The organism is Nesterenkonia sp. K-15-9-6 (assembly GCF_052656005.1).
In genome coordinates this window covers 1-16,418 of record NZ_JBQYEY010000041.1, presented here as the reverse complement: position 1 = coordinate 16,418, position 16,418 = coordinate 1, and the positions used below count along the sequence as shown (strand labels likewise).

17 protein-coding genes and 1 pseudogene are annotated in these 16,418 nt (G+C 66.8%); 12 read left to right on the top strand and 6 right to left on the bottom strand.

Annotated elements, in window-relative coordinates; translation table 11 throughout:
• The 4 genes and pseudogenes from SD455_RS16180 to SD455_RS16165 form a co-directional block, all read left to right on the top strand.
• Positions 1–1,557: pseudogene (locus SD455_RS16180) on the top strand (hypothetical protein); the annotation flags it as partial.
• Positions 1,558–1,673: 116 nt separating this feature from the next.
• Complete coding sequence (locus SD455_RS16175) at positions 1,674–2,267, top strand: hypothetical protein (protein ID WP_445508713.1); 594 nt, start codon at positions 1,674–1,676, stop codon at positions 2,265–2,267.
• 44 nt (positions 2,268–2,311) lie between these two features.
• On the top strand, positions 2,312–3,466 hold the full coding sequence (locus SD455_RS16170) for a transglycosylase SLT domain-containing protein (RefSeq protein ID WP_445508712.1): 1,155 nt from the start codon (positions 2,312–2,314) through the stop codon (positions 3,464–3,466).
• Entirely contained in the window at positions 3,466–4,176 is a 711-nt protein-coding gene (locus tag SD455_RS16165; protein WP_445508711.1) for a hypothetical protein, read from the top strand. The genes SD455_RS16170 and SD455_RS16165 overlap by 1 nt, the downstream gene beginning before the upstream one ends.
• Positions 4,177–4,443: 267 nt before the next feature.
• On the opposite strand, the gene SD455_RS16160 is transcribed toward SD455_RS16165, so the two are convergent.
• The 4 genes from SD455_RS16160 to SD455_RS16145 all read right to left on the bottom strand — a co-directional run bounded on the left by SD455_RS16160 (position 4,444) and on the right by SD455_RS16145 (position 5,816).
• On the bottom strand, positions 4,444–4,965 hold the full coding sequence (locus tag SD455_RS16160; protein WP_445508710.1) for a hypothetical protein: 522 nt from the start codon (positions 4,963–4,965) through the stop codon (positions 4,444–4,446).
• Positions 4,966–5,042: 77 nt separating this feature from the next.
• Complete coding sequence (locus SD455_RS16155; RefSeq protein WP_445508709.1) at positions 5,043–5,252, bottom strand: hypothetical protein; 210 nt, start codon at positions 5,250–5,252, stop codon at positions 5,043–5,045.
• A 2-nt stretch (positions 5,253–5,254) separates the two neighbouring features.
• A complete protein-coding gene (locus SD455_RS16150) occupies positions 5,255–5,467 on the bottom strand; it encodes a hypothetical protein (RefSeq protein ID WP_445508708.1) in 213 nt (70 codons plus the stop codon).
• Between the two features lie 22 nt (positions 5,468–5,489).
• A complete protein-coding gene (locus tag SD455_RS16145) occupies positions 5,490–5,816 on the bottom strand; it encodes a GNAT family N-acetyltransferase (RefSeq protein WP_445508707.1) in 327 nt (108 codons plus the stop codon).
• A gap of 293 nt (positions 5,817–6,109) precedes the next feature.
• Here SD455_RS16145 and SD455_RS16140 point away from each other — a divergent pair, with 293 nt between their 5' ends.
• Genes SD455_RS16140 through SD455_RS16120 form a run of 5 tightly spaced genes read left to right on the top strand, consistent with a single transcriptional unit; the run spans position 6,110 to position 8,070 of the window.
• Positions 6,110–6,583: a hypothetical protein gene (locus SD455_RS16140; protein ID WP_445508706.1), complete on the top strand. Its 474-nt coding sequence runs from the start codon at positions 6,110–6,112 to the stop codon at positions 6,581–6,583.
• A gap of 27 nt (positions 6,584–6,610) precedes the next feature.
• The gene (locus tag SD455_RS16135; protein WP_445508705.1) at positions 6,611–6,877 is read left to right on the top strand and encodes a hypothetical protein; all 267 of its coding nucleotides are present in this window, start codon (positions 6,611–6,613) and stop codon (positions 6,875–6,877) included.
• On the top strand, positions 6,835–7,335 hold the full coding sequence (locus SD455_RS16130; RefSeq protein ID WP_445508704.1) for a helix-turn-helix transcriptional regulator: 501 nt from the start codon (positions 6,835–6,837) through the stop codon (positions 7,333–7,335). The genes SD455_RS16135 and SD455_RS16130 overlap by 43 nt, the downstream gene beginning before the upstream one ends.
• Positions 7,336–7,392: 57 nt before the next feature.
• Positions 7,393–7,587, top strand: a complete 195-nt coding sequence (locus tag SD455_RS16125) for a hypothetical protein (RefSeq protein ID WP_445508703.1) — start codon at positions 7,393–7,395, stop codon at positions 7,585–7,587.
• A gap of 12 nt (positions 7,588–7,599) precedes the next feature.
• A complete protein-coding gene (locus tag SD455_RS16120; protein ID WP_445508702.1) occupies positions 7,600–8,070 on the top strand; it encodes a hypothetical protein in 471 nt (156 codons plus the stop codon).
• A 990-nt stretch (positions 8,071–9,060) separates the two neighbouring features.
• On the opposite strand, the gene SD455_RS16115 is transcribed toward SD455_RS16120, so the two are convergent.
• Positions 9,061–9,528: a hypothetical protein gene (locus SD455_RS16115; RefSeq protein WP_445508701.1), complete on the bottom strand. Its 468-nt coding sequence runs from the start codon at positions 9,526–9,528 to the stop codon at positions 9,061–9,063.
• Between the two features lie 42 nt (positions 9,529–9,570).
• Here SD455_RS16115 and SD455_RS16110 point away from each other — a divergent pair, with 42 nt between their 5' ends.
• From SD455_RS16110 to SD455_RS16100, 3 genes are all read left to right on the top strand, one after another.
• The gene (locus tag SD455_RS16110) at positions 9,571–9,900 is read left to right on the top strand and encodes a hypothetical protein (RefSeq protein ID WP_445508700.1); all 330 of its coding nucleotides are present in this window, start codon (positions 9,571–9,573) and stop codon (positions 9,898–9,900) included.
• Between the two features lie 73 nt (positions 9,901–9,973).
• Complete coding sequence (gene mobF / locus SD455_RS16105; protein WP_445508699.1) at positions 9,974–13,867, top strand: MobF family relaxase; 3,894 nt, start codon at positions 9,974–9,976, stop codon at positions 13,865–13,867.
• A 399-nt stretch (positions 13,868–14,266) separates the two neighbouring features.
• Positions 14,267–14,431 carry a hypothetical protein gene (locus SD455_RS16100; RefSeq protein ID WP_445508698.1) on the top strand — a complete coding sequence of 55 codons (165 nt, stop codon included), beginning with the start codon at positions 14,267–14,269 and terminating at the stop codon, positions 14,429–14,431.
• A gap of 95 nt (positions 14,432–14,526) precedes the next feature.
• Here the strand turns inward: SD455_RS16100 and SD455_RS16095 are convergent, their stop codons facing one another.
• Positions 14,527–16,284 (bottom strand): hypothetical protein, encoded by a 1,758-nt coding sequence (locus SD455_RS16095; protein ID WP_445508697.1) that lies wholly within the window; start codon positions 16,282–16,284, stop codon positions 14,527–14,529.
• Positions 16,285–16,418 lie beyond the last annotated feature (134 nt).

The window sequence follows — 16,418 nt, the reverse complement described above, 5'->3', positions numbered from 1 at the left end:
GAGCCCGAGCCGGAGCCGGAACCTGAGCCCGAGCCGGAGCCGGAACCTGAGCCCGAGCCGGAGCCGGAACCTGAGCCCGAGCCGGAGCCGGAACCTGAGCCGGAGCCCGAGCCGGAGCCCGAACCAGACGACGATGACTCCGACGAGGACGACTCCGACGAGGACGACTCCGACGAGGACGACTCCGACGAGGACGACTCCGACGACGATGACTCTGACGACGATGACTCTGACGAGGACGATGTCGAAATCGGGGCAGACGGGACCACCATTACTGCTTCCGGCCTTCAGCCCGGTCAGTCGTACAACGTGTCCGTCAGCGGGGGCACCCTCGGTCTCCCGCTGGGTGACACAAACGTCGAGGCCAATGACGACGGCGGCCTCTCCGTCGACGCGGCCGACTTCACTACCCTGCTTCCTCCCGGAGAGCACGATGTGACGATCACCGGCCCTGACGGCGACACGTGGACCACCACGATTTCCGTGCCGGTGCTGCCGCCCGAAGACGAGGATGACGAGCCCGAGCCGGAACCCGAACCTGAACCCGAACCTGAGCCCGAGCCGGAGCCCGAGCCGGAGCCCGAGCCGGAGCCCGAGCCGGAGCCCGAGCCGGAACCCGAGCCCGAGCCGGAACCCGAGCCGGAACCCGAGCCCGAGCCGGAACCCGAGCCGGAACCCGAGCCCGAGCCGGAGCCCGAGCCGGAGCCCGAGCAGCCGCCGAGTGAGGAGGAAGACCAGCCAGTGGTCCCGGAGCCTCCCGTCGATCCGCCCATCATTCCTCCCGGCCAGGATGACGATGAGGATGACGACTCCGACGAGGACGCCCTGCACCCGGAACCCGAGACGGAGTCAGACCCGGAACCCGACGGGGATGCTTCCTCAGGCGTCCGTGATCCGGGGCCGTCCGATGATGTCCCCGGAGCGGTCGCTTCCCCCGATCGTGGGTCGTCCCCGGACGAGGATGACGACACACCCCTCGCCCCGGACGCACGGCCCGAAGACACCGAGGACGAGCAGCCACAAAGCGGTGAGGACGATGGGGACGACGAATCCACCCAGATCGTCGAGGAGTCCACTTTGGAGGCCTCCGGTGCCGAGGACCCTGGGACCGTTGATGATCTGGACTGGCGTGACTCCGAGATCCCGACTGCCACTGGACAGCACGATGACCTGACCTGGGACTCAGGATCAGATTCTGAGCCCGACACCGACCCGGGGCTGGAGGCTTCAGGGCCCATCGAGGCACTGGAGCAGCCCGCCGAGAGCGATGATGAATCGTCATCAGATGCTGACGCCATCCAGCCTCACGAGGCGCTAGAGCCGAGCCCCAGCGCGTCGGAGTCCGGGACGAACACGTCGGAGCCTGAGCCCACACCGTCGGCTGACGGCGAGGGTCAGGACTCCAGTGACTCGGAGTCCCCGAGTGCCGCCGACGTCGACCGGACACTCAGCGCGGGCTCGATCGCCGCGATCATCGGTGGGATCTTCCTCGCCCTTGCAGCAGGACTCATCTACTTCTTCGGAATCCTGCGCGGCCGCGCCGGCAACGGCAGCTGATCCCGACCGTTGCATCCCAGATGTCCCCGCCACCCCACCTCCCGAGGTGGCGGGGACATTCCTATCTACACCCAGACGACCCCAAAGCTCCACTCCGCACGGAAAGGAACCACACCATGCGAGGCCACCTCACAGCACCCGCCATCATTGCCGCGCTCACCGCCAGCTTCATCACAGCCTGCGGATCCACGCCAGCCCCGGAGCCCGAGGCAGAGACTCAGAAGCACCAGGAACCTAGCCTGCAGGACCTCTCAGAACTGACCCCCGAGGCGATCGAGATTCCGGACTCCCCATCCCCGGCCGACACCGACGAAGACAAGGCAGCGCAGTTCGCCCTGGCCACGACCACCTGGGACACCACCGAAGACTCTTCCGAGCTCGACTCCTACACCCGCGCCGCGTCCCTGATGCTGCCCCGAAAAGCTGATGCCATGGCCACCCGCGAGCCCAGCCACTACCAGGGCCCAAGCTGGGACACCCACGCCGGCCATGATGCCGTCTCTTACCCCTGGCTCACCGACATCACCCCGTCTACAAACCATGACGGTCGCGAGGGCTACACGATGGCGGTCTGCTGGGCCTGGATCAGCGACTCTCGCGATCCCGTCATCGAGGGCCCCCGGCAGATCGAGGCCTACTTCGACGCCGACGGCCAGATCATCGGACACAGCAACGGCGAGATCGACGACGAATCCGCCTGTGACCTCTGATCCCTCAACGACCCAGCCAATACGGCACCTGACCAGGAGCTGACATGAAATCCGCAGCGGCCCTCATCGGAGGAGGCATCCTAGCCTTCCTGCTCGTCATCCTCATTGTCTTCGGGGTGGTGGCGGTAGCCATCATCGGCCCCGAGGAGGACCCCGACGACCAGACCGCCGGAACTGGATCTGCGAGCTGCCTCAACCCTGACCTCGCCGGATCTGACGAGATCCCCGAAGAGTTCAGAGAGGACCTCGCGGCCGCTGCAGCCGAATCGGGGGTGCACATCAGCATCCTGGCTGCCCAGATCGAAGCCGAATCCACCTGGGACCCCAATGCGGTCAGCGAGAAGGGCGCTCAGGGTCTGACACAGTTCATGCCGGCCACCTGGGCCGAGTGGGGCGAGGGCGGCGACCCGTTCAACCCGTCCGACGCGATCGCCGCCCAAGCCCGCTATATGGGCTACCAGATGGACTTCATGGAAGATGCCGCCGACGGGGACTACGACCGCCAGATCACCCTCGCTCTGGCCGGGTACCACTCGGGAGCTGGACGCGTTCAGTCCGCCGGCTGGGAGGTCCCCACGGGCCCGCGAGTCGCCAACTACGTCCGGGACATCCCCCGCCTTGCTGAGAAATACGCTGCCGACGACGGCGACGACACGGACGCCACCACGGCCTCCGCGCCAGCCAGCGACTGCGCTGACGTGCAGTACCTTCTGGCGAACCTCGGAGATGGTGAATGGATCCACCCGCTGCCCGGTTCGACACTGGCCAGCCCGTGGGGTCCGCGTCCCTGCCCCGACTCGGAGGAGGTCGAATGCAACCGGTACGTGACCTTCCACTACGGTCTCGACTTCAACGACGCGGCAACAGGCGAAGCCGTCCGCTCGATGACTGATGCCGAAGTCATCGAGATCGGATACAACGGCTACCAAGGGGCCTATATCGTCACCCGCCAGGTCGAGGAGCCCGGAATGTACTTCCAGCACCATCACTGCGTACGGGACTCCTTCCCCGTCGAGGAAGGTGACCAGGTCTCCACCGGAGACGCGCTGTGCACCCACGGCACGACTGGTAACTCCAGCGGCGATCACCTCCACCTGACGATCACCACCCCGGACACCCCTGACGGGATCCAGATATGGGAGCGCTACGACTATGCGATCGACCCCGAGCCCATTCTTCGCGAGAAAGGAATCCTCTGATGCCGCACCCCGAACTTGTCCGCTACCGCCGAATCGCACTGGGCGTCACTGGCGCAACCGCCATCATCACCGGTCTCGCTCTCTTCGCCGCCTGCCAGTCCGAGCAGGTGCTCAACACTGACCCCACCGGTGCCGACGAGCCCCAGACAGCACAGCCGCAGTCACCGGAGGAGGCCAGCTCCACCTCAGAATCCTCACCAGCCACAGAAGACGACCAGCCACAAGAACAGGAGCAGACTGCGCTGGGGATGGTCGACTACAACATCGACCCCGACCACGAGGACCTCCCCCTCGGCGCGACCCAGCCCCGCGACTACTGCTGGAAGGACCCTGTCGACCTGGCTATCGAAGCGGTCACGGTCATGCAGACCTGGGACGCTGCCGAAGACTGGAGTGAAGCCGACGCCGAGGAACGCGCCACCTATCTGATGCACCCCGACCGGGCGGAGCAGGTCTATTCACCCGAGATGCCGGCAGGCCAGGAATGGGATGCCGCAGTCCAGAACGAGGCGATCGCTCTCACCGAGATCACCCTCATTGAGGGTCACGAGGAAGACCACGGCGTCGAGCTCAACGCTGAATGGGGATGGGCGGCAGAATCTGGCTGGACCGCCACAGGCTCCACCCGGTTCTGGGCGCTCACCACCACCGAGAATCCGGACGACACGGATTGTCTGGTCGTCTGGGACTACACCTGGATGAGCCGATGAGCACCACGCGCGATCCCGTCCACTGAGGCGGATCTCATCTCCGATCAGCTGCCGCGACGTCCTCGTTCCTCGGACGTCTTGCCTCGGAATCAGTGCCCACCAAATAGCCCAGGACCGGGGATCATGGCACCTCGATCTTGACCGTCATCTCTATGCCGCGTGGGGCGAGGGGCACCTCTGCAATGAGACCACGACGATATTCGATACGGCCTGAGGACATGATGCGCCCCGTCTACCGAGTGGCAGGCGGGGCGCTTTTCTGTGCACTCAGGCCCGACCCAGCAGCTCCAAATAGTGGTGATCCCCCGCCGCCACGGCCTTCCGGACATTCGACACGGCCGCGTAGGTGCGCCCCAGGTCGCGGGCGATCTGAGCCAGAGGTATATCGTCCCGAATCGCGTACTCGACATCCGGGCCGGTCCATGGAGCGGTGTGCCGCCTCGCCGTCCGCCGCGACTGGTCATTGCGCGCCGACAGGTACGACCGCATCGCCGCCGCGCACGGCTCACAGTCACACCCGGCCTGGTAGGTCTCGGTGCGACCATGCTCGTACTCGTCGGGGTCGAAGCCCTCCAGCCGTCGTACCCGCTCAGCGCGCTTGTACTCCCGCCGCGCCTCCACACACACCTCGCAGTGACACTTGTGCCAAGACCAGCCGCTCGGTGTGCCGTGTGGGATCTGCTTCGGGTGGGCGGCGTGCCCGTCGTGCTCGATCTCCATGCGGCGCATCGCCAGCCGGATACGCTCCTCCAGGTAGCCCAGACGCTCACCGATCTCGGCCTTGGTCATCTGGTGAATCTCATCACCTAGAGAGAGGATCGCTTCCTCAACCTCGCGGGCGTCCTTCCGCTTCGACAGGCGGACCATCATCGGTTGCCCGGGTTGGCCAGTCGGTACACCCTCGGGCGGGCCACGCCGAGCGCGTCAGCGATGGGCTGAGCGCCTACCCCGGAGTCGAGGGCCTGCCGCACCAGATGCGCCCGGTAGGCGACCCGCTCGGAGACCTCCCGCTCAGCATCAGCGACAGCAGCGTGGGCGTTCATGATCGCGTCGATCTGCTCGTCAGCGGCACTCATCGTCACGCCTCCTCGGTGGCGTGGGCCTCGACGGCCGCCCAGAAGCCCTCGGTGTCGACGGTCTGCACGAAACCCTGCAGCTCTGCGCTGTACTCGAAGGTGGCGTCCGCGATGCCGTCGAGGTCATACTCGGCTGCCGCGTCGTCCACCGGGGATCCGGCGGCTTCGATGGCCTGGGTGATGTGGGTGATGACGTCTGCTCGTGTGGCGTGCATGGTACTCAGCCTCTCGCGGGTCTCAGTCCTGGGTGCAGTAGCAGTGGGAGATCTCGCAGGTCTCGATCTCCTCGCCGCCGACAGCCTGGGCGAATGCTGCGCCCTCGGGGGTGCGGTGGGCCTCGTAGGCGTGGAAGACGTCCATCTCGGCGGTGGCGGCCTCCCAGAGTGCGGTGGCGATGCCCTCGCGGCGACGGTCGGCGTCGACCTCGATCTGGGCGACTTCCTGGGTGTCGGTGGTGACGTAGAGAGCGCCGATGACCTGACCTTCGTCGGTGGCCTCCCAGATGTGGGTGATGTCGTCGCTCTCGCTGTAGCGGCCCATCCGGCTGGTGATCGTGTAGGTCATCGTCCCTCTCCCCTCCAGATACCTCTAGTGTAACACATGTGGGTACATAGGCGCACGGTGAGGGCATGAGAAGACCCCCGGGACTGGCCAGCGTGAGAGGGACGCTGCAACGGCCAGACCCGGGGGCCCGAATCACTCGCACCTTGATGAGGCGGGACCAGTCTATGGCTCACCTCTGACACAACTCACCCGCCATGCCGGTATTGCCCTATACCATCTGCCGGTATAGACTAATACCACTAGCGCGGAGGATAGCCCGCTATCCGCAGCACAAGCGATCACAGGAGGCCAGGATGAGGATCACAGACCTTCTTCCCACCCCACCCGACGACGGCGCCGATCTGCCCTGCCAGTGGGGGACGCTGACCACCACAGGCCCAGCCCTCGAGTGGCCACAGGACGACCACCGCCGCAGCACCCTCGCCATCGGAACCACCTGTGACCGTCCCGCCAACCACTGGGCCAGCTACGCCTGCCCGCACCCGGACGCGTCCACGCACGGCGGCCACTCGTGCGATGACGCACCGCATGAGGTGTTCACCATCTGCCACAACCACGCCGTCTACAGCTACCCCATCTGGAAAGCCGACGACCCGACCGGACTGCACGGCGTCGCCTCCGGATACCTGGTCCACATCGCATCTCACAGCGAGCCCTGGAGGCAGTGGCACGAAGCGTGGTCCGCCCGCCAGCACGCCAAACGAGCCTCCAGCGAAGGCGACACCGCCCACGACCGCCCACTCGTCTACGAACCCACCCTGTTCTGACCCCCGAACCCTCCCGAGGAGGAACCCATGACATCTCAGCCGACGACACCAGCACTGGTCCCCACCGTCACAGGCGACCAGATCACTCCAGAGCGCCGCATCTGGATCGACCAGAACGGCGTCACCACCTGCGACCACCACGCCGGCTTCTACCTGGCCTGGAACATCCGCACCAACCCGACGGCCACACACGTCATCACACCCCTGGCAGACTGGATCGCGACCTCCAGCGCTCATTCCACCTGCGAAGAATGCCCCGGCGGCATCTTCAGCCCGACCCCCGGAGCCCCGTGACCCACACACCAGCACCCACCACCAGCGACACACCCCGCTCCGAACCCCTCACGGGACCGGAGCTGAGGCTCCGCCGGGAAGCCCTGGGCATGTCCCAGCCCGAGCTGGCTGAGCTGCTTGAGGTCACCCAGGTGACCATCCATCGGTGGGAGACCCAGCAGCGCCAAATCAGCACCGAGGCCCGCGCTCGTGCCGTCGATCTCCTCACCACGCGTGAGCGCTTTGTAGAAGCCACACGTACAGCCGCTCTCCGGCAGCTCTCGAACCCAGACCGAGACGGTGCCGTACACGTCCGCACCTACCTGCGCGATTCAAGCCTCCACGCGGCCGTTGCAACCGCCGCAACCCAGAATCTCCCCGCCACACTCCACCGACTAGCTATCGGGCAAGCCATCGCGGCGCACCGGGTCCACGACCCCAGTACGGTCGTGGAGATCATCACAGAAGACAGCCCATGACGGATCCCAGATGCCCCTTCAACATCCCCGCCACTGACCTCGACAAGGAGCATTGACATGATCAGCGAAGCACTGGAGCAGCAGCTCACAGACCTGGAAACCCGCCGCGCGCGGGCCGAGATGGACGCAGAGCGGCTCCAAGACATGGACAACGCGGCAGGGGCTCAGGCCCTCCGAAACGAGGCCAGTCGCCTCCATACCGAGTTCGAGCAACTGGCGTCAGCCCACGGCCTGGACGAAGACAACTGGTGACAGGCAGGAGCCATGGTCGATGACACCGCTGCGAAGCAGCACCGACGCTTCTGGTCGAAGGTCGTCAAAGGCCCAGGCCCGGCCTGCTGGATCTGGACCGGGGCACTCTCCGATGACGGCTATGGCCGCTTCTACCTCCACGAGGGACCGGGCGGAATGGTCCGCCCCCATCGGTACAGCTACGCCATCACCGAAGGGATCGACCTCACAGACATCGACCAGCTCATGCACACCTGCGACGTCCCCATCTGTGTAAACCCTGACCACCTCGCCGCCGGAGACCGAATCGACAACATGGTCGACCGGCGACTCAAAGGGCGCGACGGCAACGGCTCCGCAGCGCGGTTTCGGGGAGTCCCGAAGGCCGTCATGGCTGAGCGATCGCGCAAGCTGCGGGACGAAGTCCGCGTCCATGGGTGGGTCCCGGAGCGAGTCGCATCGATCCTCGCCGTCGGAGACCCGGACGCCCCCACGCTCTTCTGACGCTCAGACGTCCCGCCACCGGAGCCCGTGCCCCTCCGATGCCCGTCGTACTCGGGCCACCCCACACCACAGACGTCTCCGCCCCGACCCCTCACCGATGGCCGGTCACCCCTTACGGGTGGCCGGCCATTCTGGCACCTGTGGTGCTGTGGTCACCTCAATCAGTCAAGGGCCACTCATCGCGGCCACGGCCCCGTGGTCACCCCGACGGCCACCGGCCACACCCAGCCGGCCACCACCCCGAAGCGCTGCCGCGGGGTCCTCGTCCCTCGGACCCCTTGCCCTGGAAACCCCACGGCCACCGGCCAGCCCCCGCACCTGGACACCACACCTGCCGCCATGACCGGCCACTGGCGGCGGTGTCCGGACACCGCCGCCACCTCCCAGACACCCCAGATGGCCGGACACTCACACTGGTGTCCGGCCATCACCCAGCCACACCACTCCCCACGACCGGCCAGCCACACCACTCCCCACGACCGGCCAGCCACCCCCGGAACACCCACGGCCACGCGACCATCTCTGCTCCCTGCCGACCCTCACCCAGCCGTCCTCCCGCACCACCACCCCGAACGATCCACCCCACATCGACCACCACCAGACCCTCCACACCCCTAACGGTCAGCGCCACCAACCCACGCCCTCTCATCACCAACACCAGCACCAGCAGAACCACCAGCCCTACAGAACCACCAGCCCTACAGAACAGCCTCACCTCCAGGACAACCACCCAGCACACCCACCTGACCAGCCCACACCCACCTGACAGCCCCTCACCACCCGCAGCATCACCACCACAGAAGACTCATCACCGACGAGAACAACCCAGGAATTCCGATCACACCTCTGGCACCAAGGTGCACACCGGGGACATCTGTCCCCGGTCCGACATACGCGCCCCCACCCCCAGCACGAATCGGTGGCATGACGGACCAGCCCGCACCCACCCCCACAGCACAGCCCCGACGGTGCGCCTGCTGCCACGACGTCCTACCGGCAGACGCCAGCAGCAGCCGGCTCTACTGCTCCCCACGCTGCCGAGAGACCGCGAAGAAACGCCGCCAGCGGCGCAGCCCCGACCCAGCGGGAAACCCTCACACCCATGTGGAGACCCTCGCCCGCCAACTCGCTCGCCAGACCACCCAGATAGGCAAGCTCCGCGCACAGCTCGCCGCCCGCACCCAGACCGTCGAAGCCCTCCGCCGAGACCTCGATGCCGAACGCCGCCGCGTCGATCGCATCGCACTCCGTGAAGGCCAACGAGCCCGAGCCCTCCAAGACCAGCTCACCCAAGCCAAAGAACACCTGGCCGCCCTGTCCGCCCCGGCGGCCACCGGCCACCACACCCCCGGCCACCATGGCCACCACACCGGCCAGACTCCGGCCACAACGGCCAACCCCGCAACCGGCCACCTGACCGGCCACCTGGCCGGACAGGTGACCGGACAGGGTGGCCACCGGCCAAGCCACTCAGCCACGGCCACCCCCAGCTATGAGGACATGGCCGAGGAACTCCGTGCGCTCAAAGACCGACTGGCCACCGGCCAAGCCGCCTACCAGCAGCTCCGCGCCGAGAGGGACGACCTGGCCGAAATGCTCATCGAAGCCGACCGACGCCACCACCTCATGGCCACCGTCATCGGCCACTGGGACGACCTCGCCACCCGCCTGCACCACGCGGTCACCGGCCACCCCTCATCACCACACGACGCGGCCATCCTCACCTTCTGGGCGAAGGCTCGTGACCGCCTGCACCAGCACGCAGCCACACCACCCAGCACCGGAAACCCCACGGCCACCACCAGCACAGCCCGCACCGTGGCCAGATGACCGCTCAGATGACCGGCCATGTGACCGGCCACAGCGGCCCCCCTGTGACCAACCACCTCGGAGGACACCCCCAGTGACCGTCAGCATCTCCAAGATGAGCATCGACTACTACCTGAACTCCGCTGCCGTCGGAGACGGCCAAGGAGCCTCCCGGGACATGACCAGCTACTACACCGAAACCCAAGCACCCCCCGGCCGCTGGCACGGCTCCGGACTGGCCGGACTCGGCATGGCCACCGGAGCCACCGTCACCCGCCGAGACGCCAAGCGCCTCTACGAGGACCTGACCAACCCAAAGACCGGACAACCTCTCGGCCGAACCATGACCGCAGCCAAACGCGCAGCCCCCACCGACGCGAAAACCCCCACAGGTGCGGCCGCGAAAGACACCCGCGAGAAGGTCGCCGGATTCGACCTGACCTTCAGCGCGCCCAAATCTGTCTCCGTGGCCTGGGCCCTGGCCGGACCCGAGCTGCAGAAACGCATCCAGGACGCGCACCACAAGGCCATGGAGCAGACCCTGGCCTGGACCGAGGCACACGTGATCCAGTCCCGCGCCGGCCACGCAGGTGTTGCCCACGTGCCAGTCACCGGCCTCGTGGCCAGCCTCTTCGATCACTGGGACTCCCGCGCAGGAGACCCCCAGCTGCACACCCACGCCGTGATCTCCAACCGGGTCCAGCGCGAAGCAGACGGCCAATGGGTCACCATCGACTCCTACACGTTGCACCGTCACGTCGTGGCCATCTCCGAGACCTACAACAGCCTGCTCTTCGACGCACTCCACCAAGACATCGGCGCACTGCCAGAGTCCCGCACCACCAAGGACCCCGCCCTGGCCGCCATACGCGGAGAACTCATCGCCTCCGCTGACCGGATTGAACCCTCGACCAAGGTCGAACTCGCCGGTGTCCCCGATGAACTGATCACCGAATTCTCCGAGCGCAGCCTCGCGATCGAACAGGCCACCGACGAACTGGTCCAGGAACACCGCACCAAGACCGGGCGCAAACCCACCGCCGGTCAGCTGCTGGCCATCCGTCAACGGGCCACTCTGATGACCCGAACCCCGAAGACCGAGGACGACGCGACCCTGGCTCAGAAGATGATCCAGTGGCGACGCCGTACTGCGCTGACCGGCCAGAGCCCCGACGCCGTAGTTGCCGCAGCCACCGGTCACCCCGATCAGGCCATCACCCCCGACATGCTCACCCCGGAGATAATGCACACATTCGGCCGGTGGGCCCTGGCCGACACCGCCCAGCGCCGGACCACCTTCACACGCGCCAATCTCATCGCTTCCGCCGAACGAGTGTTGCGCCTAGTCCGCTGCCGGGACCACCACGAACGCCACCAGCTGGTCTCCCAGGTCCTCGACATCGCTGAATCCCAGGCCGTCTCCCTCACTGAGACCCGCTCCATCGCCCCCGACACCACGGACCCCACCATCAGCACCCGTGGCCGCTCCGCGTTCGACCACCGCGACGTCTCCGGGGTCTTCACCACCCAACAGCGCCTCGACGACGAGGCCTACCTGCTCTCGCGGCAAGCCCAAGACACCGGACCCCAGCTCGACCCCAGCACCCTGGCCACCCGGCTCGAGGAGGTCCGCACCTCTTCCGGGCACCAGCTGTCCGCCGACCAGGCCCAAGCAGCTCACCGGGTGCTGGGATCCACCAGCGGACTCGAGGCCATCATCGGCCCCGCCGGGACCGGCAAGACCACCACCATGGCCGCGATCGCCGAACTCTGGACCCAAGACAACGGTCCCGGATCGGTCATCGGGCTGGCCCCCAGCGCCGTGGCCGCCGGGGTGCTCAGCGATGAGATCGGTGGAGCCCCCACCGACAACACCGCGAAGTGGCTCTATGAGTCTGTGGGGCGCGGCGCAGCCGACCGCGCCGGCTGGGTCGCGCACAACGAGGCCAAACTCGCCCAGATCCCCACAGTCAACCCCACCAGCGCCCAGGCCGCACGAGCCGAACGGCTCCGTGCCTCCTTGGCCCAGGACTACGCAACCCAGGCCCGCTACACCATGCGCCCTGGTCAGCTGATCATAATGGACGAAGCCTCTATGATCTCCACCGACCAGATGACCGAGATCGCTCGCCAAGCAGACGCCGCAGGAGCGAAGGTCCTCCTGGTCGGAGACCCCGCACAGCTCGATGCCGTCGACGCCGGAGGATTCCTCGGACTCATCGACCGCACCCAGGAGCCCGCCCGACTCGACACCATCTGGCGGTTCAGCAACGCATGGGAGAGCGCGGCATCCCTGCAGCTGCGCGAAGGCCGGGAAGAGGCCATCACCACGTACTGCGACAACGGCAGGATCCACGGCGACGCGGACACCGATCCCGCCGACACCGCCTACGCCGCCTGGCTGGCGGACCGCACCGCCGGAAAGAAATCCATTCTCATCGCTGCGGATAACCAGACCGTCGATGACCTCGACCGCCGCGCCCAGGCCGACCTGGTGGCCGCCGGCGAAGTCGACGTCAAACGCACCGTGAACCTCAAGAACGAGCAGTTCGCCGGCACCGGTGACGTCATCCTCGCCCGCCGCAACAACCGCCGCCTGCGCGACTCCACAGGAGCATTCATCACCAACGGCACCCGACTGACCATCACCAAGATCCGTCGCAATGGCACCGCACAGGCCATCAATGAGGCCACCGAAGGCACCATCACCCTCGATGCCGACTACCTCGCCAAGTCCGTCGAACTCGGCTATGCCACCACCGCCCACAGGTCCCAGGGAGTCACCGTGGACACCGCGCACTCCGTGATCAGCCAGACCCTGCCCCGGGAACTGTTCTACGTGGCGATGACTCGCGGCAAACACGCCAACCACGCCTACGTCGCACTGCCCAACCCCGAGGAGGAAGTCGACAACCCCGACCCCTGGAAGATGATGTCTCCCACCCCTGGCCCCAAGAAACCCGAAGACGTCATCACCAGGATCCTGAAGACCTCCAGCGCCGAGCGCAGCGCCCACGAGGTCCGCGACGCCGAATTCGGATGGGCCAACGACCTGGGTCGCATGGTCCACGAGCACACCTACCTCGCCTGGGCTGCCCGGACCAGCCGCACTCAAGACTGGATTCGCGAACGCTACGGCGAGGACGCGCTGACCTCACTGCAGCAAGATCCAGACTGGTCGCGGCTGGTCTCCGCCGATCCCGCCACCAACCACACCCCACCGGAACCCACGCCCCCGCCCGGACCCGTGTCCATCGAGGAGACGGCCCCTCAGGAAGCGCCGACCGTAGCGGACCTCCTGAACCACTGCCAGTCCGCGACTCCGGCCCGCACGGGCCCCGGGAACATGCTCGAGCCCATCACCACTCCCCGCCCTGACCAAGCACGGACCCTGACCAAGCTCAACACCGACCTCTCCGCTGAGCTGAAGCGCCGCTGCGCCGACGTCGAGGAGAGCGCCCCCAACTGGTGGACCGAGATGGCAGCCCACTCACTGCCGGAGAAACGCCAGACAGCCCTGGAGGCCACCCTGCTCTGGCGCGCAGTCTCCAACCAGACCGACTCCGATACCCCGCTGGGTGTCCCACCAGACCAGAGAGACCACCTGAACCGCTACTACCAGGCAGCCGTCGCCCAGATCGCCGCCGCCCGTCGACCCATGCCCGAGGACCCCTGGGACTCACTCGACGAGCCCTCCCCCATCGACACCGAGCACTTCGACGCCCTCATCGAGGACTACAGCACCGACATCACCCCCGCAGACATCCTCGAAGCCGCCACACCACCCGCCCCCGCCCAAGCCAGCGAGCAGATCGACTCACCATCGCTGCTGAGCGGCTGGGACGAGCCGGACCACGGCCAAGTCCCCTCACCGGGAGTCCCCGCCGTCGATGAGACCGACCCGAGCATGTGGGACGACATCGCCCTGGACCAGCTCACCGGCACCGACCTGGGCCACGCCGCCGAGAACGACCCCACTTGGAACTGACTGAAGGAACCGTATCGTTGGTCCCATCAGCGACCGCCACGACGCCGGAGGACAGTCTTGGGATCACGACCCCTTGCTCTGACCAACTCACGACGGTCCCTCAAGGCCCTCTTCTGGTTCTACACCCTGTTCCTCGTAGTCCCAACGGCCTTCTACCTCACGGGAATCGCTTCAACGCCGGACGAACCCCATGGCGTCACGCTCCTGATGTTCGTGCTGCTGGCTGCCATGGGACTCGTCGGAGCGGTTCGAGCGAGGATCATCCTCTGGAGCACCCACCGACATCGCATCCACCTCTCCGGTGACCCCGCCCTACCCAGAGCACAAGCCGCACAGCCCGTCGATCTCCTCACCGGGGACAGGTTCCTGCTCACGGGCATGGCTGGGATACTTCCGCTCATGCTCCTCTACCGTGCACTGGAGGTGCGTTTCGAGGCGCATGATCCCACGAACCAGGTCGGTGCCACCGTTCTGAGCATCATCATCGCGTTGCTTGTCCTGGGTCCGATCACCCAGTGGTTCGGCAAGGACTTCGCCCCCGTGTGGGCCATGGCCAAGCGCTGATCTGTCCGCCCTCCGCTGCCCGAAGGCGCGAAGGGGGTCCAGGAACTTCACGTTCCTGGACCCCCTTCAGCTTCTCCGCTGATTCTCGAAAATGCTCACGCCATGGCCGGGCCTCCCGGTGCCGGCGGCACGGAGACCGACTGCAACAACTCAGGGGCGGCCTCCGGGTCGATCGACGGTGATACGTCGTGGCCCTCGATTCCTGGCGTGGCCACCGGCCTCTGGGGCTCTCCCTCGGTGTACAGCTCCCGGATCTCGGCCCGTCCCTGGACCACGGTCCCGCTCGCCCGGTCGGCGTACACCCGGTCCTGGCCAGGTGAGGAGATCACCACAGTCTCCTCATTCGCCCAGCCGTCTGTGATGACCTCCACCGTCCCCTCACGGGCCAGCACCCCATCGGCCGGCAGGAACGTCACCGCTGTGCCCGCATCTGCCGGACTCAGGCCTCGCACATCCGCCTGCTCCCGATCGGGCCAGTACAGGCGCGCACGCTCCTGAGCCTTCAGCGCCCCCGTGGTGCGGGCGAGCACCTCTACCACCGTGGAGGCCTTCTTCCTCCCCTCCTCATTGGCTCCTCCCTCCACCGGACGGTAGGTGAACTCCATCCGGGCGTCATCGGAGTAGGCCATCGGAGTCCGGCTCACGATCTGGACCTTCTGCCCAGCCGTGCCCTGGGTATGGATCTGGGTAGCTTCCACGACGTCGCCGCAGCGCAGCTCATCAGCCCGCACCCTCAGAGACCGCACCCCGTACAGGGCCTCCATCTCTTCACCTGTCAGATACGCCGGCGGCAACGTCTCGTACTCCCCAGGAGACGGATACCCCCTGTAGTCACGGACCTGCCCAGTCTCAGGGTCCAGGGCCTGGGACCGATGACTCGGGCTCGACACCACCACATCACCCGCTCGACCGAAGGACTCGATATCCTCCGCCAGCACCTCACCGGGGATGAATTGGTACGGGGACCGCTCCTTGGCCCGCCGCGCCGCCCGCTCCGCCGAGTCCTGCCGTTCCTTGGCGATCTGCTCTGCGATCCCGCGCACGATCGTCCGACCGGCCGAGTAGTCCTTGAACCTCTCCAGCTCTCGACCCTCGGCGTCCATCAGCGTCGCTCCCCGTGGTCCCTTCTCCTTGATCACCGCGTCGACCAACCCCTCTCCGGAGCTGGAACGCACCGTGACCGGGGTCCCGACCGGGTATCGGCCCAGCTGGTAGGCCTCCACGACCCGCTCGGCGTCTGGGTCCACCTGACCGACCGCGCGCTCGAACTCAGTGAGCTGGTCCCAGTGGCGTGAGATCAGCGCTGGCTCCGGATGCCGACTCAGCCTCTGGCAGCTCTCACTGGTGCGCAGCTGCTCATCACTGGGACGGTCCGGAAACTCATCGGCGTCATAGGTGAAGACCTCCGCAGGTGCCTCGGCGGTCTCCTGAGTGACAGCCACCGTGGCGAACGTGTTCGACTGCTTGATCACGTCACCCTCCTTCGGACCTCCGGCATGGCTCAGTTCATCGGAGCCGATGATCCGCAGCAGCTCCTCGCCGGAAACCGGCTCCGCCTCGGTCTCCTCGCTCAGATCAGTCCCGTTGATCTCTGCATCGAGGCGTGTGAACTCCTCCTCCATCCGGGCCAGTTCCTCGGCCCGGTCGAAGCTGGCCCCGGATCCACCTCGCAGCTGCTCGAGCTGATGCCGGTGAGAGTCCAGCTCGTCCTCCCACGCGGGAACCCGCTCCGGGATCCCGGAGACCAGATTCTCCGCACGGCTGAGCAGACCGCGCCCGCTCACGTTGTTCTGCAGGACCTTCTCGGCAGTGACCTCTGCCTGAACCCCAGGGATGCTGGTCCCGATGACCACGCGAGTGGCGTGGGGGGGGGGGGGGGGGGGCCGCCCCCCCCCCCCCCCCCCCCCCCCCCCCCCCGCCGGGGGGGGGGACAAGAGGAGCGGTGCCCCCCCAGCCACAGAGTCGCTGACCACACTCGCACAACCAC